Genomic DNA, 21,510 nt, shown 5'->3' with positions numbered 1-21,510 from the left:
TTCAGTTCCCAACCGGCCGGGTGCGAGGCCGATAGGGCTTATTCGGCAACCACGGAGCCTGCCACCGAGGCATGGTAGGCATGGCCCGAACGCGAGTCGGGACGAATTCCAGCCAGTTCCCTTGAACTTTGCCGGCCACTCCGTCGAGAGTAAACTTTCCTGAGTCCCAGGCCCATACTTTTCTGTTCGGAGCAAAGACTCGAGTGTCTAACGCGTCCGCGAGCAGCTGGGCGGCTCCCTTCGCTTCTGCTCCTGAGTCACACGAGATCAGCCGGACGACCATTCCCGGCCGAAACCCTCTCGCTCGCGCCATACTGGCGAGCGTCTCCGGGGAAATTTTATAGAACTTCCGCCAGGTGTGCATTTCAAACCCTTTCGGCGAGCCATGCACCATGATATCGAAGACTCCCGGCACAGGCGCGAGGTTTTCGGCGAAACGCCTCAACCGTCCATCCTCCTTGTCAATGCCGCGAAACAAAGCCAGCCGGCCGCTCTCGAAGCTGGGCCATCCAACCGGGTCGTAATCCTGTTCCTGCGAGAACGAAGGGCGATCGGCGCTCCGCGACGGCGCCGCCGGCTTATCCCCGCGCGGGGCGCGGCCAGGTCGGGCCCGGGCGGCATGGCCGGAGACCGCAGAAGGACCAGCCGTGTCCGGCACGTCCATATCCGGCGCCTTCTGTGCCATGCCCGGCTCCACACTGCCCGACGCCTTGCCGCTCATTCGCACGCGGCGGGCATCGTCCAGCCCATCAAACAGTTTGGCATTCCGGAGCTTCGCGAATTCCGCTCCTAACATCCCGCTCCCCGCAAACAAACCTGAATACGCCAAGGTCTGACCTAGATCGTCAACTCCGTATTCTTCCTTGAACAGGACCTCGGTGACCGCCATATCCACCGCCACATCAAGCGCCAGTCCAAGCGCGGTGGCTGCTGGATACTCCATGAAAGCCACGGGAAAGAATACGAGCCCGGATAGAGCTCCCATGGCCATCAGCCCTTTCTTCTGCCCCTCGTTGATTTGCTCGTTGAGATAGTCCGACCGCGCCTGCTGCGCGGTCTTCAGACGGAGCTCCAGATTGCGCATGGGGTCCGGAATGAGCCGTCCGTTCTCCAGATCGAAGGCCGCTTCGAGAAACGGATCCCAGCGTGCGCGGAGTCCCATAAGCGGAATCTCCCGGCGCGGGTGCTCGGGCCTCAAGGCAACGAGATCTTCCGGGCGCGTGTCCTTTTCCAACCTCGGGAGAATAACGTGCCGCCGGCGCGCCGAGGTCCTCACGGCAGAGTCGAGGGTCTGGCCCACTTTGTAGTAATCGCGAGCCGCTGGATCAAACACCAGCGCCAGTGAGCCTTCCAGATCGAAGAAGGGATACACCACCGAAGGCGGCGGCTCCTTGGCACCGAGCACGTCATAGTGCGTCCTGACCCGAATCGGACCGACGTCGCTTCCCTCAGGATGCGTGACGTAGGCCACTTCGACCTGTTTGGGGACGGCCTTCCCTTGGGTCGCAATCTCGAGGAACGGCAGTCGGTCATCGTACAGAATTCGCCTGTCCGGAAAAATCGGATCGATATACCTGCTCGCATCCCGCGTCTTCGGTCCGTACTCGATGTACACGAGCCGGTCTGCGAAATCGTAATACTGCGTGGCCGTCATCTCAAAATTCAGCCCAAAGGTGTATTTATCGGTCACCTGGCTGGGAAGCGCTTGATGTCCATACTCATAACGGAACCGGTTGTCCTCGCTCAGCGAGCCGTTCGGATCATAACGAAACCACGTCGTGTACTTCTTCACGGCGCCGTTTATGAGGGTGGCTTTCAGCTTCACGTCCGTGAGGCCGGCGTCCAGATCTTCGTGCTGCCAGAATTCGGTTCGGGCCAGCCGATCCCCGTCGTAGACAAACTTGACCATTTCGCCGGCCGACACCCTGTTTTCCTTCCTGCCGTAGATCACTCCCGGTCGGTTGGTAAACGTATCTTGCGCCGAGAAGATCGTTTCGATTCGATCGTTGTCGTACCGATAGAGACGACGGCTTGTCCCCTTGGCATTCGTGTCCGTCGGCTTGTCCGACCATTGGAACACCGTGCTCACGTTCCCGCGGGCGCCCCACGGCATATAGTCGAGCGCAGTCGTCTCGCTTCCCTCGGATTCGAACAGCATCTTCACGTGCGATTCCTGGCTCAGGGCACGGGAGTCGGCGTCATAGCCGGAGCCGAACGTGGCAACGCGGCCCGCGCTCGAGTACACCATCGCCTGGATCGGGCGGCGCGCCGCGTCGTAACTGTACACCGTGTCTTCGATCCCGCCGATGCTCCGCCGCGCGACGCGAACCGGCCCGGTGTACTCATAGGCCACCCCTTTCGCCGGCTCACCCTCGCCGGACACGCGATGACGGAGCAGATAGACCCGACCGACGGTATCCCGTTGCGCCTGAATGGTCCATGCGGCGTCCGACCCCACGGAAGGGCCGCGCAACTCAGTGCGCGAGCCCACGGCATCATAGGCGTAATCCAGCCGCAGCGCTGATCCGTGAATGATTTGTTCCTCCGATCGGACGTTGTCTACGCTGTCGTAGGTCATCTTGCTGGTGACGATGCCGCCGTACCGGCCGGCCTCCACGATTCGACCGAGCCCGTCGTACGCAAACGTCTCGCGCGTGGATCGTCCCACCGAGTGATCGGGGTACTCCACCGTGATCACCGTGGCGCGATCCTCGCGGTCGTACGTGTAATCAAGTTTGACTCCGTCGGAACGCTCTTCCCGCCCGGCGTTCCCGCGATCGTCGTATTTCCTATAGGTCCGGCTTTGGCCGTCCACCGTCAGCCGTTCCAACAGGCCGGCGGCATCGTATTTCCGGATCATAGTGCTGATGGTCCGTCCCCCTCGATCCACGGTCGAGCTGACGAGCCGGTCTTGAAGATCATAGGCGCGGCTGACGACCAGCTTGTCGTGGCCCAGATTCGCGAACTGTTCGTCGCGGACGCCGCGCCCGAATCCGTCGAATTCGAACAGATCCAACCGCCCGCCGTTCTCCAGTTTCGCTCGTACGTTCCCCAGTGAATCGTAGGCGAATGCGGCGCCGGCCCCGCCCGGCACTGTCAGTGACGAGAGCCGCCCCAGCGCGTCGTAGCTCATCGTCTTGGCGTACGCCGTCGTCTTTTCGACGCGCTTCGGCTGGCCTTCTATTTCCTCAAAAACTACTTCCCGTTCGATTTCTTTGATGCTGGTCGGCAAGCCGCCCGGTTCGTAGGAGTAGTGCACCTCGTTGAGCAGCGGATCCGTATCCTGGCTCTTCCGATGGCCTTCGTACTGAAAGACACTCTCGTTCTTCCGCGCATCGATCGCACCTCGGACTTTGCCTTCCGCGTCCCGGATCAGCCGTTCGGTCCGCATGCCGGTCGTGAACCCGTCCGGTCCGAAGATATGCTCCTGCGTTTCGATTCGATCTCCGATCTCGTCGTACTTGAATTCGAGAAATCGGAGTCGCACGGATTTCCCCTCATGATTCTTGCCCTGGATATCGACTTTCTGCGTCGTGCCGTCGGGATTCAGGGGGGCGACCAGGGTCGTCCCCTCAGGCAGGATCGTTTTATACGGCCGATCGAAGGGATCCGGTTCATAGATGGTTGTGCTGCCCGCCCCGCGTGTCTTCTCGATCAGATTGCCGTTCAAATCGTAGCGGTAGCTCTCGGCGAGCTTGCCGCCGAATGTTTTCTGAGTCACATTGCCGACTGCGTCGTACTGGTAGGAGATCATGAACCCTTCCGGCTCCTGAACCGTCACCAGATTCCCGCCGCCGTCGTGGGCTTGGGTCCGTTCCCGGGAAAGCGCCGTACCGGCTCCCAGGTCCTGTGCCAGTTGCGTTTCTTTGGTCAGAAGATTGAGCAGGTTGTACTGATAGGTCTTCGTGACCTGGAAGGATTTTTTCGGAAGCTCCGGGAACGAGCCGTCAGACGGGACATTGTCGTTGACCGCGATCTGTTCCAGAATCAGATTCCCGTTCTGATCGTAGACGTAACTCGTGCGGTTCTTGAAGCCTTGCTCGTCTTCCACCTTCTCCCGCACCAAGTCTCGTTTATCCACCTTCAGCATGGTGATCGTGCCGCGCGCATCGGTGTACTTAATCATGTTCCCGCGGAGATCCCGTCCGAACGACACGTTGTCCTCCAGGTCTCCGTCGTCTGCCACCGAGACCAAATACCCGTTCCCATCGTAGCCATAGACCGTCTTGTGCCCGAGCGGATCCGTCTCTTGAAGGAGAAGTCCCTTGGGACTGTAGGTGTAGGCGGTTTCAATGGGGCCGAGTGTCTCACCCTTTGCCGTGGTCCGGCGTGGACGTCGCCGCACGATCGGATTGCCTTCGGCTCCTGCGGTGAAATAGTCGTAGTCGAACTCCGTGACGGCCTCACCCGGCCCTTCGATCCGCTTGAATTGGTTATAGAGCGGCTCATACGTGTAAGAGGTGGTGATAGAGGAGTAGGGCAACGGATTCGGTCGATCTCCCGCATGAAGGATCTTCAGGGTCAGATTGCCCCTAGCCAAGTTGTTCAGGTACGTGACACCGCTCTCGCCTCCCTTCCCGCTTGTGATCCCCAAGGCTGATGTCCCGAGCCCCGAGGCCGAGGGAGCGCTCACTGACGGAGCCGTCAGCCCCTGCGCTCCCCCGCCGCAATTCAAACAATCCCGGATCGGCCCTTCCGTGACGGGACCTCCCCCGGCCGCAAACTGGTATTCGATGCGATTGCCTTCCGGTCTGGTCAGAATCGTGACCTGATCGCTCTTGTTGTGCTGAATCGTGGTCGTGGCCACCCTCCCGTCGTCCAACTTGAGATCGATTCGCCGTACGACGTAGGCCAGGCCGGTCCACTCCAGGGTATAGACTTCCTCGCCGCCCCGCGGCCCTTGGACGGTCACGCGGCTGCCGGGCTTGCCTTCCCACTGGAATAGGGTCATACCTCCTTCGAACCCGCCGCCTCGGGTGCCCGTTCCCGGACGGCCGTGCGTCTGGCTCTGAATCCGCTTGACGCTCCCATCCTGCCGCCATTGGTTTTTCAGATAGGGGTCCCCGCCCAACGCGCTTTCGCGCGGAAGGGTGAGCGTCTCCAGGTAATAACGCGTGTCCTGTTCCGTGTAGGAGTACGTCGTGATGAAATTGCCGTCCTTTCGCTCTTCGGCCTTCTCGAGCACCGGCCGGCTGTCGCCGCCGCGGTAGTGATATTCGACCTCGCGGCTGTCCGCTCCAAAGTCTTCTCTGACTTTCTTCAGCCGCAGCTTGGGAAAGGTGCCCGAGATGACCTCGCCCTTGTAATTGGTATGCACCAGACCGTTCCCTTCGATGGTCGTCCACTCCAGCACGTATTTTCGGCCGGCTGTGTCGGTGATCTTCTCCAGCTTCGGGTTGAAGGTCAGGGGATGGAACACGGGGGCATACTCGAACGTCATCCGGTTGTCGTGGCGATCCAGGATGTAGAGCAGGATGCCGCGGCAGGAATAAACCTCGCGGTATCCGTTCCCGTACCGCATCACGTAAAAGATGTCACCCTCGTAGTTGGGATGGCCCGCGAACGGCGACTGCTGGTTCGGCAGCAGCACGTACCGCTCCAGTTCGGTGAAAAGGTTGTCAGGAGGCTGATAATAGGTGACCCAGGCATCGAATCGGCCGCCGAAATTTTTCACCATCTGGAAGCGGACGCCCGACGGCTTCATTTCTTCCACCCGACCATTGCCTCGCATGTACAGCACAGGGCCGGGGTTCATCAGTCCTTCGACCCTGAGGCCGAGCTTCGGGTTCAGCGCGCCGCCCTGGGGAATCAGACGCTTGTAATAAGCGAAATCCCAGTTGTAGCCGAACAGACCGCCTTCCTTCGTTTTGATGTTCGACCGATAGAACCGGCTGGCATTGAAATCGACCCCGATGGATTGCACGTACAGATCATGGGAGAAATAGAAGAAGGAGAGATCGTGTAGCCACACGTGGTCCCCCGCGATGGCGGGATCGTTCAACCCTTCCTGTCCCGGTTCGCGCGGCGGGGGCTCGATGAATTCCTTGACGTCGGGCAACCCGACTCTGGCGCCCAGCCCGGGCACCTCACCACCCCCGCCGAAGAGCTTGCACGCCAGCACGTCATCGATATTCTCTTCCGGCGGAGTCGGAATGAACGGCGGTGGCGGCGGAACAAGACCTGGCGGATTCTCCGGCGTCTCCGGCGGGACCGGCGGCTTGGGCGGTCTCGGCTGGGTGCCTCCACCCGGCGGCCGCGCAATCGTGCCCCCGGTCGGTGGACGGGCGGTGGTCTGATCCCACCCGGCGCCGACCTGGAGCTGCCCGTTGTCCGGAATCGTCATGGTCGTCACGGTTCCGCTCCGCAGGGTGTGGACATCCAGTCCCTTCGCGGCGTCGGGTCCCCAGGCCGACGTTTCACCTTTCACCAGTTGTTCCGGCGTCGGCGGCGCGGGCCAGATCGTCGCGGTGGCTTGCTCGGTCTCGTGCAAAGCCACCGAGGCGGTCGCCTGACCCGACGGCGAAGATCCCGCCGAAGCGACGGCCTCGCCCGCCGTTTCCGCCATCGCCGTCACAAACTCTTTCTCCGGTCGCCAACTCTCGCCGATCAGGGTGCCCAGCTCCGAGGCCGGGAGAAACTCGCGGCACCGATCCAGTTCGCAGAATCCGAGTTTCGGGTGGTCGCGGCACAGGGCTTTGGCCTGCCCTTCGGTTCCGCGAAAACTGAGCAGCGCCCATCCTCCATACTTCGGGTGATCGCCCGGAATCCGCACCACCTCGGGTTCCTGGAGCTGGTTCTGCTGGGCAAAAGCTTGGGGGTCGAGATCGGGAGGCACGAGCACGGCCTGCCGGGGCGTGGGATTCAGCTTGACGTCCAGCCGCGTCGAATAGCTGGGCAGGCGGCTCACGTCGGTGGCTTCCTGCGGATCGGCAGCCTGAACGGAGCCGAGCCCCAGCAGCAGGCTCAATCCGGCGAGAAGGCCGCCTTTCAGCCCGGATGACAACTTCGGCATAGTCCCGCTCCTCGGTCTCCTTCCCCGTACGGCGGCGCTCATTCCACCGTTAACGACCCTCGCGCTTCCCGCTGGGTTCCTCTCCGATCACGCGCCGCCACGCGAATCGTCCATTCGCCCTTCGCCGTGATGTTGTTCACCGGGACGAGGCCCAATCGTCCCTCCTTGACCGCGGTGGTCAGCGGCTCTCCGACCGCCTGCCACTGCGTCGGCGATTCTCCGCGACCGATCTCCAGGACGTAACGGTCCAACTCGCTCCCGATGGCCGTGCCGAGCACTTCGATGACCGTCCGGCCTTTCTCTTGAATCGGCCGGACCTCCGTAATTCTCGCCACCAGGTACCAGTCGGGGTCCGCGCGTAGAGCCTTGGCGGCATTGATCCGTCCCGCGCCCGTGAACTGATCCCAGCCCGGCACTTCGACGTCGTCGGCCGACATCAGAAGCATCCGTTCGACCTGCGCGTTGGTGAGCGCAGGATTCTTTGCCCACAAGAGCGACGCGACCCCGGCGACGAAGGGCGCGGCAAAGGAGGTTCCGCTTGCGCGGTAGTAGCGGGCTTCCGCCCCGACGAAGGACTCCCCCGGCTGGTAGTTCTCCGCTTCGGAGACCAGAACGAAATCCGTGCGTCGCGCGCGGAGCGACAGGATGTCCACGCCGGGGGCTGCGATCTTGACCGATCGCCCCCAGTTGGAGAAGGGCGCCCGCTTGTCGTTCTGGTCCGTAGCCGCCACGCTGAGGACGTGCTTCGAGCCGGCCATCCCGTAGTCCGTTGTTTCTTCCGCCACGTTGCCCGAGGCCACGACGATGACCAGGCCCTTTTCATAGGCGTAGTCGATCGCGAGCTGTTCGACCTGCGAGATCTTGTGCCCGCCGAGACTGAGATTGATCACCCGCGCGCCGTTCCGCACCGCGTAGAAGATCGCCTCAGCAATGCCGGTGCTGCGGCCGCGCCCGAGGAAGTTCAGGACCTTGAGCGCCATGATCTTCGCGGCCCGGTTGATCCCAGCGATCCCTTCCCCGTTGTTTGTCGCCGCCGCGATGATGCCGGCCACATGCGTGCCGTGCCCCGCGTGGTCCCACGGATTGTTGTTGCGATCGACGAAGTTCCAGCCGATCAAATCGTCCACATAGCCGTTCTGATCGTCGTCGATCCCATTCGGCTGCTCCTTCGGATTACGCCAGATGTTTTCGGGTTTGAGGTCGGGATGAAAATAATCCAGGCCGGTATCGATCACCGCGACAATGACGGGAACAGTGGCGCCGGTCGCCGCCTCCCAGGCCGAGGGACCCTGGCCGGGCGGGGCAAAGCCGATGCGATGGAGCGCCCACTGGTCGGGATAGGGCTGCCCCCAGGACCCCTTGGCGCGGTACAAGGGATCGTTCGGCGTCGGGGAGGAAGCCGAACCGTCGAGAGGAACGGCGGGCCGCATCGGGCTGACCTGGTCGGCCGAGCAGCCGACCAGACCGATACCCAGCACAAGGACGAAGAGCCGGCGCATGGCGACGCCCGAAAGAGAATCCGCGCGAAAGACCGGCGGGAAGCATGTCAAGACGCCGCGGCGACGGCAACACCCGTTTGGGTTATGTACATGTGCCGAGCCTGGAAGCCGTTCACCGAGGCAACCGACGGCTGGAAATCCCTGGATTTCCTAGCCCGGAGCCGCGGTCTGAGGAAGAATGACCCGGCGAAAAAAGAGCCGTGGATTTCTCTAGTACGGAACGCTATACTGAGCGCCCCTCGTCAGAGCGTTCCACAGCCGGCAGGGAGGCCCGTCATGGTCGGTCAGAGACAGCTCCACGAGTTGATCGACCGGATTTATGACGCGGCGCTGGATCCCTCGCACTGGCCCACGGTCCTGGACGAACTCGTCCGGCTCACCCGAAGCCGAACCGGCAACATCGCGGAAATCAACCTGACAAACGGCACGACTCGAGCGCTGGCTTCCGTGGGCATTCCGCCCAAGGGATTCTCCGATTACGAAGCCTACTACTGGCAAAAAGACATCTGGACCCCCAAGCCCGGCGCCTTTCGGATCGGTGTGGCTTATCCCAGCCATGGACACATTCCCGACCATGTGCTGGTCAGGAGCGAGTTCTACCAGGACTGGATGAAACCGCTCGGACTCTTCCATGCCGCAGGCGGCATTCCCCTCGTGGAGGAGAACCGGATGTTCCTGATCGGCGTCCATCGGCCGTGGTCGGAACATCGTCCTTACGAGGACCGCGAGGTCCGCGTTCTTCAAGGCCTGTTCCCTCACCTCAAGCGCGCGCTCCAAATCCAGAACCGCTTGGAGCGAGCCGTCGCGGAGCGCGACGCGCTGCGAGACGTGGCGGATCGCCTGCGGACCGGGATGATCGTGTGCGACGCGCACGGGCGCATCCACTGGGCCAACCAGGCGGGCGAAGGGCTGTGCCGTCGAGCCGACGGGCTGACGATCTCCAAGGGAGTCCTGACCGCCGCTGCGCCCGACGAAACCACCCGGCTGGCGCGCCTCATTCATGACACCGTGCGCATCGCGATCGGCGACGGTCAAGCCGCTTCGACAGGCTCGGAGCACGCTGCCGGCGGTGCCATGCTGGTGTCGCGGCCATCAGGACGCCGGAGCTACGTCCTGCTCGTCGGCCCGCTGCGCGCCGCCGGGCGGCGCCTGGATGAGCAGAGACCCGCCGCCGCGGTCTTCATCTCCGACCCGGAGGACACGCCGGAACTTCCGGAGGCTCTGGTTGTCCGTGAATACGGGCTCACGCCGGCGGAATGGCGGCTCGCCGAGTCCCTTCTTCGAGGACAGTCCGTGAAAACCGCCGCCGACCAACTCCGCCGAAGCCACAACACCGCCCGCGCCCAGCTCAAACAGATCTTTCAAAAGACCGGCACCAGGCGACAGGCGGAACTCATTCGCCTGCTGCTCGGGCACCCGGCGCTGGCCGACCGCCCTGAACCGTTTCCCAGTCGCTCCCAACCGGACCGCGAACGCCGAGCATCAAATTCCCAAGCACCGTTCCGCCCCGCAGTTTAACGCGCAGAATCCACAGTCGCTGTCAGCCCTCGACTCTCAGCAGTCGGCACGCCCCACCCTCCCCCAACTTCGGGGGAGGGTTAGGGAGGGATGACCCGGCACACCAGTGCCCTGACACGAAAATCCGTGCAACAAATCGTGGCGCGCGGAATTCTCTTCGCATCCCTCTCCCCTTTGTCATACCTATCGACGGCGCAAGGAACGTGGCGCGGAGTTGTACGTAATCCGTTTGGGTGTTGCGACCTGGAAAGCCGCCTGCCATCCTGAACCCCACAAGCTCCACGATCTCTCATGTATTCAAAGGAATCGCCCATGCGTTCTCATGCTCGTTTTCCTTCCCCGGCAGGCGTGGGCGGCATGAAAAGGTTGGGCTCCGGCTCGATCCTTACCCGCAACCTCGGTGGGGTCTTGCTGCTCCTGGTCGGCGCAGTCGCCTTTCTTTCGATTCCCCGGACCATCCAGGCCGACACGCTCTCTCCCCAGCGCATCCAGGAACTGACCGACCTCGGCGCGCAAATCGCCGACCGGGAACGAGCCATGAAAGAGGCTGAACGGCAGCTCCAACAGCCGAACTTGAGCGAGACGGATAGAGCGCGCCTGACGAATGAAGTGGGATCGCACCGCGATTTCATCAAGAACACGACGGCGGGGATCGAGGCCCAAGGCGCGGATCAGAAGAAGGTGCTCGATCGCGCAATTGAAGCGAGAAAAAAACAATACGAGCTTCAAGAAGCTAGAGCGAAAGCTGCGGCCGATCCATCGGATAAGAAAGCACAGCGGCTTGCGAACCGCTTGGACGTCGAGCTCAAAAATGATTACAAGGACATCGGGACCCTGCCGCCGTTGCCGCAGCAGGCGATGGCTCCCTCTTCCACAACCGGAGCGATGGCTCCGACAGGGACAGCAGGCGGCGCTCAACAGGTCAATTGGGCGCTCACCGGGACTCTTCAATTCGCCTCCAAACCTAAAGTGAAGGGCGGTGCTCAGGAAACGGCGACGGCGACGATCGCCGAGCAAACCCGGGCGCGTGTCACCATGACCTTTGAGGGGAAGGATGAAAATCCGGACAGTTGGCTGAAAGGCATCGGGTATTCATGGAAATCGTGGGACGCATTCTCGCCAAAGGTCGAATACAGCCGGCAGGACAATACCTACTCGGTTGGAGGCGAGTTCACTCGGCAGGAGTTGCGAGAGCAGCAGTTGGTGTTCACCAACGTGACGGTCCACGGAGCCTCGACGGACGAGAGCGGGATACAGTCCTACGGGAAGACGGAGGTGACCATCCCTCAAATCCCTCGCGTACCCGATGTTCCATCATCCTCCGGTCAGGGCCCGATCTCTACCGCCCTTGCTTCGGGGGTCTACCCGGTACCGATAGGAGAGATTCTGATCGACAATCGGCCGTCCTACATCAAACGGTTTAGACCGGATGCGAACGTCTGGCAGATCAGCCAGGACCTGGAGCATGCAGGGCTCCCGGGCATGGATGCCTGGACTCCATGGCGGAATCCGCTGGGTTCCGACATGTTCGTCTATTATCTGGAGGATCCATCCCAGGTGACCCGCTTCACCGAGGTTGCCGGCCCACGTCTGGACCTGCTCGAGCCGAACGAAGACCTCGGGGGCGCCCCCGCGCCAAGTCTGGATCCTCTGCGTTGGCCCATGACCGCGGCAGAGGCGCTCCCGCGTTGGACCATCCGTGTTCCGTCGTTCGAGGAGTGAGCGATGCGCCGGGCCATCTTGTCCATCGTCACGGCGTTTATGGTGTGCGGATGCGCCACAGAGCAGGCGCCGGTGCCCGGCGTCGTCGGAGCGCCGCCCCGCGACCTTCCACGGGCCGCCGGAGCCGAGGCCGCGCACACCGGCATCCCCAACGACACGTTCTACGCCTCCACTGGCGCCTGGGGGCAGCCGTTTCTTGACCAGTGGTACCTGCACCGCGTGGGATTTCTCCCGAAGGGCAGCGGACGCTCGGCGTGGGACATCGAAACCGGTGAAGGTCGCCCTGTGATCGTCGCCGTGCTCGATACGGGGCTCGATTACTACCATCCGGACCTCAAACGATCATCCGTGTGGCAAAACCCGAAACCCAACAAGAAAGGCGAGGATCCCAACGGCTACGAAAACGACTTCATCGGTTGGAACTTCGTCGATCAGAACAACAACCCGTGGGACAACGACGGGCACGGCACTTTCGTTGCCGGCATCATCGCGGCAACCGCCAATAATGGCCAGGGCATCACCGGGATCAATTGGGGCGCGCAGATCATGCCCCTCAAGATTCTCAACGTGTTTGCCCACGGCAAAGTGTTCGACCTGGCGCGCGCGCTCGTCTACGCCGTGGACCACGGGGCGAAAATCGTCAACTTGAGCCTGGAGGGAGAGCGGCTGAATAAAACCGAACAACTCGCGATCGATTACGCCTACCAGAAAGGGGCATTGATCGTGGTCGCAGGCGGCAATCAGGGCAGCGAGACGAACGGTCGAGGACCGGTGGGCCTGAACCATGTACTGGGCGTCGCCGCGCTCGATCTCAATGATAAGCGCGCGGCGTTCTCGAACTGGGGCAGACACATCAAGATCGCCGCCCCGGGTGTCGATATCCTCTCGCTGCGGGCACGCCGCACGGATTTCATGTTGCTCACCGGGGCGCAGGACTACAAGCCGGGCGAGAGCTTCGTCGGGCCGCAGAACCAATTCATGCGGGCGTCGGGGACATCGTTTGCCGCCCCGATGGTCTCCGCCGTGGCGTCGCTCATCTGGGCGAAATACCCGAACCTGACCAACGTGCAGGTCGAGCGGATGCTGCTGGAATCGGCGGATGACGTGGAAGTGCCGGGCTGGGATCAGTTCACCGGCGCCGGGCGGCTCAACGCCGTCGCGGCCCTGAAAGCCGACCCGAATTATTTTCTGACCGCCAAAGTCCACGAGGTCTCGGTCGAGCAGGTGGGCGGGAAGCCGGTCATTCAGGTGAGCGGCACCGCAGTCGGGAGCAAGCTCAAACGCTACGAGATTCAGCTTGGCCAAGGCGAGCAGCCGACCACATGGAAAACCGTGGCGACGGAACAGGGCAAATCCGTCGAAGACGGCGCGCTGGGCGTCTTTTCCGTCAAGGAACTGACCGCCAAGGGAACCTGGACGGTTCGGCTCGTGGTCGCGGACGATCGCAAGACCAAGGAAGCGCGCGGGCAACTCGATGTGGAGTAACACCTTTCGAGACCGGATCTTTCTCCAACGGGCCTCATCCTCAAAAGGAGGGAGGATGCCATGAGACGAAGACGGCTGTATTCTCCCATCATCGCAGTATGTCTGGTCGGCCTGTGGGCCACCTTCGCCTATGCCGTGGCGACCAACGTGAAGGTCGTAGGGGCCGGCGGCAACCCCATGGCTAAGGCCAAGGTCAAAGTCACCTTGAACGACGGAAGCACGACCCGGGGGGTTACTGATGCGAGCGGACAGGTGACCCTCGATGTGGATCCGAAAAATGTCAAGGAGACGGAGGTCGAGGACGAAAATGGCAACCGCCGCCGCCTCGCAGGCGCATGGTTCCTGACGGACGATACGGTCGTGCTGAACTTCATGAACATGGCCTCGATCGCCGCGGTAGGCGGAGCGGCGATGGGAGCGCGAGCCGGATGGATCGGCAACACCGAAGTGGTCTTCGGTGTCGGTGGCGTCACCAGCTTCGGAGGAGGCAACGACGGTCGTTCCACCTCGATCTTCAATGACACCACCGGCTCAGGCGGGGCGTTGAGCGGTACGTCATTCAATCTTCAGTTTCGCACGTTCCCCTTCGCTTTTAATGGTATTCGAGTCGGTGGCTTCGTCGAGTACGACCAGTTTTTCGGAGCCGACGCCAGCGGGGGGATCGGGGTTCACCATATAGTGGGTGGCCCGAGTAACGACACCAAGTTTACGCGCAGGGCCAACCGAGCGTTCGGGTTTGGCTTGACGCAGGTCGTCCCGCTGATAGATGGAGTGTCTGTTGATTTCATTCAAGGCATTGCGTTTCTGCAGCAAACGATCGAGGGAGAATCCGACGAAGCGAAGGGCGGCGGCACGCTCGTGAAGACCCGCTCCTCAACCACCAATGTCGTGCCGAAACTCGGCCTCTCCCTCGAATACCAACTGCCGGGGTTTCCTGTTTCGATTCGCCTGGCCTCAGAGTTCATCTATATGCCGAGCGTGGGAGCTAACACGACGAGCGGGTTTACGGGAAGTCGCTACGCCTTCAGCGCTGAAGGCACTTGGCTGGCCAATACGACGCTGGGTCTCGTCGTTCCACTCAGCCAACTTTTGGGAACGCTTCATTGATCGGAATCGCCCGAGCGCATGTGCCGAAAGGATCCTCTGCGGATGGAGTAAAGGGGTCGTGGGGTAAAGGGGTCGCGGGGTAAAGGGGTCGGGAGTCTTTTCTTGCCGTACTTTCCTCTCGCCACTGAGCCTGACAATCCGATAACGACCCACGACTCCGTTTCTTCTCTTCTGGACAGCCTTCAATCTGAAGCGATACATTACTGACCTCGGTTGTCCCGATCTTGTCCAGCCCCGTCGAAAGACCAACACATGCTACGCGAAGACCAGAGATATAAGGAGATATAAAAGGGGTCGGAGATATAAAAGGGGTCGGGAGTCTTTTCAAGACGGCGCCTGAATCCTATAAAGACTCCCGACCCCTTTTCTTCTCCGACCCCTTTTCTTCTCCCACAAAAGAGGCACAAAAGGGGCTTGCCTTCTTTAGGCCGCCGCGCCGATACTTGGCGCGAATTCTGCCCGACTGATTACCCTGGAGAAGTCCGGCATGGCCGCAGACCAGCCCCCGCCCCTGCACGATCTTGACGAGGGGGCCGCGCTTCGTTCCATCGTCGAGGGCACGGCGACGGAGACCGGCGAGCGGTTCTTCGCCTCGCTCGTCCAGAACCTCGCCAAGGCGCTGAACACCCATGCGGCCTGGGTCACGGAGTATCTGGAAGAGTCCCGCCGCCTGCGGGCCCTCGCCTTTTGGATGGGCGGCCAGTGGGTGCGCGACTACGAGATCGACATCACCGGCACCCCCTGCGAGCAGGTCATCACGCAGGCTCGCCTGGTGCACATCCCCGATAACGTCTTCTCGCTTTACCCCGGCGACCCGGACTTCCGCGGGACCGGCATCGTCAGTTACATGGGCGTGCCGCTGACGGACGTAGACGGAAAGATTCTCGGCCATATGGCGGTTATCGATCGGCGGCCCATCCCGGACGACCCCCGCGTGCTCGCGCTCTTCCGCATCTTCGCCGCGCGGGCGGCGGCGGAAATGCGGCGCCTGCGGGCGGAACGCGAGGCGCAGGAACGGGAAGAAAAGCTCACCCGTCTCGTGAACAGCGCGATGGACGCGATCATCGAGCTGGACCACTCGCTGCGCGTGACGCGCATCAATCCGGCCGCCGAGAAGGCGTTCCAGTGCGAGGCCGGGCAGGTCGTGGGGCAGGACTTCAGCCGGTTTCTCAGCCAGGAAGGCCGGACGAAGCTCCAGGCCCTGATCGACCAGCTCGAGACTCTCCCGGAAGGCCGACGCTATCTGTGGATTCCCGGCGGCCTCAAGGCCCTGTGTCCGAACGGCAACGAGTTCCCGGCGGAAGCCACCCTGTCCCGGTTCGAAATGGCCCGGCAGACCTTCTACACGCTGATCCTGCGGAACGTCCGCGACCGGCTCGAGGCGGAGCGGACGATCCATGCGCTGACCAACGAGGCGGCGTACCTGCGCGAAGAACTGCGGGCACTCCGGCATTTCGACGACATCCTCGGCCGGAGCGAACCGATCCTGCGCGTGCTGCACGACATCCAGCAGGTGGCGGAGACCGATGCGACCGTGCTGATCCTGGGCGAGACCGGGACGGGCAAGGAGTTGATCGCGCGGGCGATCCATCACGCCGGCCGGCGGTGCGACCGGCCGTTCATCAAGGTGAACTGCGCGGCGATTCCAGCCGCCCTCATCGAGAGCGAGTTCTTCGGCCATGAACGCGGGGCCTTTACCGGCGCCACCGCAAAACGCGACGGCCGGTTCGCGCTCGCCGACGGCGGCACCATTTTCCTCGACGAGATCGGCGAGCTGCCGTTGGATCTCCAGGCGAAACTCCTGCGGGTGCTGCAGGAGGGGGAATTCGAACCGGTCGGCTCCTCGCAGACGCGCAAGGTGAACGTGCGGGTCGTTGCCGCCACGAATCGCGATCTCCAACGGGCCGTGCAAGCAGGCGCGTTTCGCGAGGATCTCTATTACCGGCTCAACGTGTTTCCCATCCACGTCCCGCCGCTGCGCGACCGCCGTGAAGACATCCCGCTGCTCGCCTCGGCCTTCGCTCAACAGTTCGCGCAGAACATGGGACGCAAGATCGAGCCGCTGACTTCGGAGTGCATCCGGCGTTTGCAGGCGTATTCATGGCCCGGCAACGTGCGCGAATTGCAGAATGTGATCGAGCGGGCGGTGATTACCGCGCGGGACGGCCGCCTCAATCTCGACCGCGCACTGCCGGAGACAGATCGCGGCGATTCGTCCGAGCCCGTTTCTCCCGCCGAGGAAGCGACACCCCGGGTGCGGACCGCCCAGGAGATGGAAACTTTGGAACGCGAGAACCTGATCCGCGCGTTGGAATCCGCCGGCTGGCGCGTGGCGGGAGAAAACGGTGCGGCCCGCCTCCTGGGCATGAATCCCTCCACCTTGAGCTCGCGCATGAAGGCGCTGGGCATCAAGCGACCGCGCTAGTGAAAGAGACCACCTGCCCCTCACCTTCGCCTCTCCCCTACTTCACTCCGCCTGTCTCTTACGAAACTTCGCAAATTCTTCTCGTGAAATCTCATCACTGGCGAAAGTTCGCGAGAGTTTCCCGACTCGCGACTCACTCACAACTCTCGGTCACTCCTTCATAAATCGCTCTTTAAGCGGGCCGGCACGGACCATGCTGTCTTACCGCAACGAACGAGCGAGACAGCAAGGGAGATCTTATGGCGGACTGGAATTCCATCGGCTGGCGATACTGGGCGGCGACTGTTCCACTCTTGGCCCTCGCGCCGGCGGGCTGGCGCGCGGGCGTCTACCTGGCGATCGCGCTGTGCGTCGTGCAGATCGCCCACTTCGCATGGCGGACGGCAAGTCCGACGTCGCTGCCGGTGCAGGTGCGCGTCGCCTATCTCATCTTGTTGATCGCCGGCCTGTGGGAGCCGTTGCAGGCGATCCACCGGGTTCAACTCGTCGGCACCAGTGCCAGGGTGCTGGTCGACTACTGCTTGGTGGCCCGGACGCTCTCGTTGATGCCGTGGAACCGCCTCGAGCCGCTCTCGCTGGACGTGCTTCGTCGAACCTTGTTCTCGATGTCGGTCGCGATCCGATGCGGCGGAGGGTCCGTTTATGGAACGGGCGGATAACGAACGGCGGCGCTGGCTGGAGATGTGTCGCCGGATGGATCGCGCCGCGCTTTTCTCAACCCTTCAACCCAACCAAGGAGGTTGTGCCATGAACAATCTTGCGGTCAATGGAGTGGATGTGTCTCGACTGTTCGCCACGCTCGATGCGGTGAAGACTCGACCCGATCTGGCCACGTTCGCGTTTCGCGCGCGCAATCGCTGGATCGCGGGCGGACATAATCGCACCACGATCAAAGACTTCTACGGAGCCGGCCAGGAGGATACGACGCGCACGACTCCGTTCGTGCTCGACGCCGATGAGCCGCCGGTGCTCTTGGGACAGGACCTTGGCGCCAATCCCGTGGAGTTTGTGCTGCATGCGCTGGCGGCTTGCCTGACCACGTCGATGGTCTACCATGCGGCCGCCCAGGGCATCCATCTGGAATCCGTGGAGTCCAGCCTCGAGGGCGATCTCGATCTGCGCGGGTTCCTGGGACTCTCCGACCAGGTGCGGAAGGGCTACCGGCAGATCCGGGTCAAGTTTACCGTCAGGACGGATGCGCCTGCGGATCAACTGCGAGCTCTCTGCCGTTTCTCGCCGGTGTTCGATATCGTGTCGAATCCGGTTCCGGTCACCGTGACCGTGGACAAAGCATAACCCGACCGCGATGCGGGGCCGCCGGTTTCCGGCGGCCCCGCGCAGGAAACACGGAGGACCTCATCATGAAACGCGTCGGGGGATAAAAGGGGTCGCGGGGGATAAAAGGGGTCGGGAGTCATTTCAAGACACAATCCAATTAAGACTCCCGACCCCTTTTCTTCGACCGGCAATTCTCCAAAGAGAGAGGTATGTCATAATCCTACCCATGGCTTCACAGCTCTGGACCATCGGCCATTCGACCAGTCCCATCGAGGCATTCATCGGTCTCCTCCGAGCGCATGGGATCCGAACCCTGGTCGATGTCCGGAGGTTTCCTGTTTCGCGACGCCATCCCCAGTTCAATGCCGAGCCGCTCGCCAATAGCCTACGGGAAGCCGGTGTGCACTACCGGCACATGCCGGAGCTGGGCGGGCGGCGGAAAAGCCGGCCCGATTCCGTGAACCTGGGATGGCGGAGCGACGGCTTCAGAGGCTATGCGGACTACATGCAGACGGATGACTTCCGGGGGGCGCTGGGGGAGCTGATGGCCTGCGGCGAGAGCGGGCCCACCGCCGTCATGTGCGCCGAAGCGGTGCCCTGGCGCTGCCACCGGTCGTTGATCGCGGATGCGCTGGCGAGCCGAGACTGGAGGGTGCGGCATATTATCTCTGCGGCAGAGGCGACTCCGCACCGACTCACGCCGTTTGCCCGGATCCACGAAGGGAAGATTATTTACCCCGGGAATTAGCCGGCTCCAAAGCCCGGCCGCGGTCGGAGCAGGAGGGGTCCGGTGGCACGGACCCGCCGACCGCGACGTGCCTTCACCTTGGCAAGAGACACATCGGAGCGTTTCGCAGATCCCTTGTCCGTCATGCCGGCCGGAGTTGTCCCCGCCACCTCGCTCGATTAAGATTTACTCCGTTCACGTCCCTCAATGAGGAAGACCTCAGAACCGCGTTATGGAGAGTGAAGTCCTCTCGAGCGCCGCCCTGTCGGAGAAGACCGCGTACCATGCGATGGCGCAGGAGATGTGGGACGCGCTGCGCCGGCGTGCGTCGGGAGCCGCCGAAGGCCCTGCTATGGGGCTGGTGGTCCAAGGCGGGGGCATGCGAGGCATCTATTGCATGGGCGTCCTGGCCGCCTTGGAAGAAATGGGATTCACCGCCTGTTTCGACCATGTCGCCGGATCCTCGGCGGGCGCGCTCACGGCGGCCCATTTCATCACCGGCCAAGCGCGGTACGGCGTCGAGACCTATGTCCGCCATCTGAGCAATCGAAGATTCGTCCATCTGCTGCGCGTGAGCAAGCAACTGGACATCGACTACCTGATTAATTACGTCGTCAGAGAGGTCCGCCCGTTCAATGTGTCGGTCCTGGCTCACGCCTCGACCACGCTGCATATTGCCCTCACCGACGCGCTCGACGCTTCCGCCCACTATGTAACAAACAAGACGCCAGGGATCGACCTCTGGGAAGCCTTTCGCGCCACCGCCGCCGCGCCCATCCTGTACAACCGGTTTGTCCGGGTCGGCGACCGGTGGTGCTTGGACGGCAGCCTCAGCGACCCGCTGCCGCTCCAGCGGATCGTCGATTGCGGCTGCCGCTACGTCCTGGTCATCCTCACCAAGCCGCTCTGGTACCGAAGCAAGCCTGTCGGGGCACCGCTGCGAACCATCGCGGCGCTGAAGATCCGCCACTATAGCTCCGCGCTCAAGCAGGCGCTGTTCGACGAAAATCTCGCGCTGAACCGCGCGCTGGCCTTGCTTTCGGAAAACAAGGGGGCTCTCACGCTCGGCTCCGTCAAGATGCTCGTGATCGCGCCGAGTCATCAGCGTCATCTCGTGAAGTGCACGACCACCAACGCCAACCGCCTGTGGCAGTGTGCGTTGAGGGCCAGAGCGGACGCGTGGCGAGCCTTCGGGCGGATCCCGCCCGCCACGGACAATCCATTTAGGGCCGGCGACACGTAGCGGCTCTCCCCCGGCAGGCGGCGAAAGCAGGCATCGTCCGGATGTCGTAAAGCATGCTCTATAAATTGCTCGCCGATTCGGTCGCACTGCTCCATCTCGCGTTTGTCCTCTTTGTGGTGGGCGGCGGCTTCTTGGCGTTGAAATGGCGGTGGGTTGTGTGGCTGCACCTGCCGGCCGCGGCCTGGGGCGCCGCGGTGGAATTCGGCGGCTGGATGTGCCCGCTGACCCCGCTCGAACTCTGGCTGCGCGAGTCGGGCGGCGAGGCCGGTTCTCAGTCCGATTTCATCGCCCGCCATATCCTGCCGATGTTGTATCCGGCCGGACTGACGCGCGAAGCCCAGTTCGCCCTGGGCGCGCTGGTGGTGATCGTCAATCTGGCGATCTACGGATGGCTCTGGAGGCGAATGCGGCGTACCCCGGCCGCCGGGCAGTGATGAGTGCTTCTTGCCACCCGTCGCCCTGCGCCATTTCCCCGAGAAACCCGACCCGATCGACTGTTTCGGTCATTCAGGGTCCGCCGGTCCGCGTCATTTGTAAGCTAATTCACAGAACTCCCCGCACGTTCTCAGTAGACTATGATCGCCCTCGATTGATCGCGCGCGTTCATCCCGTTTCCCGAAGAGGTGAGACTCCTATGAGGACGTTCATCGGACACCTGGGCCGCCCATTGACGTGCTCGCTTGTCATGCTTGCGCTTCCGATGGCGACCGGCTGCGTGAGTGCGGACGAGTATCGGGCGGCCAAACGCTGGGCGGAACAGTTGGCGGCCCAGCTTCAGGCGGAACAACGCCGCGCTCAGGATCTGGAAACCCGCGTGCGTGAGTTGAGCGACAAGGTTCGGGATTTGGAGACCGTCGCGCAGGCCGCGCGCGAGGAAGCCGCCAGGCGGGAGCGCGAATACAAGGACATCCGCGATGAGTTGTTGCGCTTCAAGATCCCTCTGGAACAGCAGCGGGTGCACTCGAACCGGAGCCGCGTGCGCGAGCGCGCGCCGGAACGGCCCCCCGACGCCGCAACGGTTCCGCCGCCGCTCGCCCCGCGCACGACGCCCGCCCTGGCCGACGAAGACAGCAAGAGGCGCCTGCAGGACGCGTTGCAGGAGCTCCAGAGATTCCTGGAGTCGAACTAGCCCTGATCCGAAATTCTTTCCGATCTTGAGTCCTCTACTCTCTTCGCCCCCATTGGGGGAGAGGCTGCGGTGAGGGGGTTCTTCTCTGACACCACCCTCACCTGTCTCCTCTCCCTCCCGCGGGAGGGAGAGAATCCTTTCGGGAACCGAAAAAAGCATTTTTGCCGAGAGAAATATTTTCGGATCAGGGCTCGCACGATGCGCCGGCGTCATCGGACGGCCTGACTTTCCGCCGTGGCGCCGAGGGGCGGGATGTTGATCCCGATCCGCTCGAGCCCCATGATGACCGTCAAGTTCGCGGGCGGATGCGAGACGATTTCCTTCTGCACCTCGATCCGCCGCAAGTCCACAAATTCCGGCGCCGT

General features: G+C 62.5%; 13 protein-coding genes. 11 read left to right on the top strand and 2 right to left on the bottom strand.

What is annotated here, in order from left to right:
• Position 1: 1 nt before the first annotated feature.
• The gene (locus AB1555_18480; protein MEW6248676.1) at positions 2 to 7,012 is read right to left on the bottom strand and encodes a hypothetical protein; all 7,011 of its coding nucleotides are present in this window, start codon (positions 7,010 to 7,012) and stop codon (positions 2 to 4) included.
• Positions 7,013 to 7,050: 38 nt separating this feature from the next.
• Positions 7,051 to 8,511: a S8 family serine peptidase gene (locus tag AB1555_18475; protein MEW6248675.1), complete on the bottom strand. Its 1,461-nt coding sequence runs from the start codon at positions 8,509 to 8,511 to the stop codon at positions 7,051 to 7,053.
• 276 nt (positions 8,512 to 8,787) lie between these two features.
• Here AB1555_18475 and AB1555_18470 point away from each other — a divergent pair, with 276 nt between their 5' ends.
• The 11 genes from AB1555_18470 (at position 8,788) to AB1555_18420 (ending at position 21,145) form a co-directional block, all read left to right on the top strand.
• Complete coding sequence (locus tag AB1555_18470; GenBank protein ID MEW6248674.1) at positions 8,788 to 10,029, top strand: hypothetical protein; 1,242 nt, start codon at positions 8,788 to 8,790, stop codon at positions 10,027 to 10,029.
• A 357-nt stretch (positions 10,030 to 10,386) separates the two neighbouring features.
• Positions 10,387 to 11,751, top strand: coding sequence for a hypothetical protein (locus tag AB1555_18465; GenBank protein MEW6248673.1), 1,365 nt, complete (start codon positions 10,387 to 10,389; stop codon positions 11,749 to 11,751).
• Between the two features lie 3 nt (positions 11,752 to 11,754).
• The gene (locus tag AB1555_18460; protein ID MEW6248672.1) at positions 11,755 to 13,236 is read left to right on the top strand and encodes a S8 family peptidase; all 1,482 of its coding nucleotides are present in this window, start codon (positions 11,755 to 11,757) and stop codon (positions 13,234 to 13,236) included.
• A 60-nt stretch (positions 13,237 to 13,296) separates the two neighbouring features.
• Entirely contained in the window at positions 13,297 to 14,343 is a 1,047-nt protein-coding gene (locus AB1555_18455) for a hypothetical protein (GenBank protein ID MEW6248671.1), read from the top strand.
• 487 nt (positions 14,344 to 14,830) lie between these two features.
• Positions 14,831 to 16,768, top strand: coding sequence for a sigma 54-interacting transcriptional regulator (locus AB1555_18450; protein MEW6248670.1), 1,938 nt, complete (start codon positions 14,831 to 14,833; stop codon positions 16,766 to 16,768).
• A gap of 239 nt (positions 16,769 to 17,007) precedes the next feature.
• The gene (locus AB1555_18445) at positions 17,008 to 17,427 is read left to right on the top strand and encodes a hypothetical protein (protein MEW6248669.1); all 420 of its coding nucleotides are present in this window, start codon (positions 17,008 to 17,010) and stop codon (positions 17,425 to 17,427) included.
• An 88-nt stretch (positions 17,428 to 17,515) separates the two neighbouring features.
• Positions 17,516 to 18,064, top strand: coding sequence for an OsmC family protein (locus AB1555_18440; protein MEW6248668.1), 549 nt, complete (start codon positions 17,516 to 17,518; stop codon positions 18,062 to 18,064).
• Between the two features lie 208 nt (positions 18,065 to 18,272).
• Positions 18,273 to 18,794, top strand: coding sequence for a DUF488 domain-containing protein (locus AB1555_18435; protein ID MEW6248667.1), 522 nt, complete (start codon positions 18,273 to 18,275; stop codon positions 18,792 to 18,794).
• 211 nt (positions 18,795 to 19,005) lie between these two features.
• Positions 19,006 to 20,016, top strand: coding sequence for a patatin-like phospholipase family protein (locus tag AB1555_18430; GenBank protein MEW6248666.1), 1,011 nt, complete (start codon positions 19,006 to 19,008; stop codon positions 20,014 to 20,016).
• 53 nt (positions 20,017 to 20,069) lie between these two features.
• Positions 20,070 to 20,450, top strand: a complete 381-nt coding sequence (locus AB1555_18425; protein ID MEW6248665.1) for a DUF2784 domain-containing protein — start codon at positions 20,070 to 20,072, stop codon at positions 20,448 to 20,450.
• A 200-nt stretch (positions 20,451 to 20,650) separates the two neighbouring features.
• Complete coding sequence (locus AB1555_18420; GenBank protein MEW6248664.1) at positions 20,651 to 21,145, top strand: hypothetical protein; 495 nt, start codon at positions 20,651 to 20,653, stop codon at positions 21,143 to 21,145.
• The last annotated feature ends 365 nt before the right edge of the window (positions 21,146 to 21,510 follow it).

It is taken from the genome of Nitrospirota bacterium (assembly GCA_040755395.1).
Classification (GTDB): Bacteria; Nitrospirota; Nitrospiria; order Nitrospirales; family Nitrospiraceae; genus DATLZU01.
The sequence above is the reverse complement of the archived record's forward strand: the minus strand, read 5'-3'. Positions and strand labels throughout refer to the sequence as shown.

Excerpts from the sequence above, each read along its gene's own strand:
- AB1555_18480 (MEW6248676.1), bottom strand. The coding sequence starts at position 7,012 with ATGCCGAAGTTGTCATCCGGGCTGAAAGGCGGCCTTCTCGCCGGATTG.
- AB1555_18475 (MEW6248675.1), bottom strand. The coding sequence starts at position 8,511 with ATGCGCCGGCTCTTCGTCCTTGTGCTGGGTATCGGTCTGGTCGGCTGC.
- AB1555_18470 (MEW6248674.1), top strand. The coding sequence starts at position 8,788 with ATGGTCGGTCAGAGACAGCTCCACGAGTTGATCGACCGGATTTATGAC.
- AB1555_18465 (MEW6248673.1), top strand. The coding sequence starts at position 10,387 with ATGAAAAGGTTGGGCTCCGGCTCGATCCTTACCCGCAACCTCGGTGGG.
- AB1555_18460 (MEW6248672.1), top strand. The coding sequence starts at position 11,755 with ATGCGCCGGGCCATCTTGTCCATCGTCACGGCGTTTATGGTGTGCGGA.
- AB1555_18455 (MEW6248671.1), top strand. The coding sequence starts at position 13,297 with ATGAGACGAAGACGGCTGTATTCTCCCATCATCGCAGTATGTCTGGTC.
- AB1555_18450 (MEW6248670.1), top strand. The coding sequence starts at position 14,831 with ATGGCCGCAGACCAGCCCCCGCCCCTGCACGATCTTGACGAGGGGGCC.
- AB1555_18445 (MEW6248669.1), top strand. The coding sequence starts at position 17,008 with ATGGCGGACTGGAATTCCATCGGCTGGCGATACTGGGCGGCGACTGTT.
- AB1555_18440 (MEW6248668.1), top strand. The coding sequence starts at position 17,516 with ATGAACAATCTTGCGGTCAATGGAGTGGATGTGTCTCGACTGTTCGCC.
- AB1555_18435 (MEW6248667.1), top strand. The coding sequence starts at position 18,273 with ATGGCTTCACAGCTCTGGACCATCGGCCATTCGACCAGTCCCATCGAG.
- AB1555_18430 (MEW6248666.1), top strand. The coding sequence starts at position 19,006 with ATGGAGAGTGAAGTCCTCTCGAGCGCCGCCCTGTCGGAGAAGACCGCG.
- AB1555_18425 (MEW6248665.1), top strand. The coding sequence starts at position 20,070 with ATGCTCTATAAATTGCTCGCCGATTCGGTCGCACTGCTCCATCTCGCG.
- AB1555_18420 (MEW6248664.1), top strand. The coding sequence starts at position 20,651 with ATGAGGACGTTCATCGGACACCTGGGCCGCCCATTGACGTGCTCGCTT.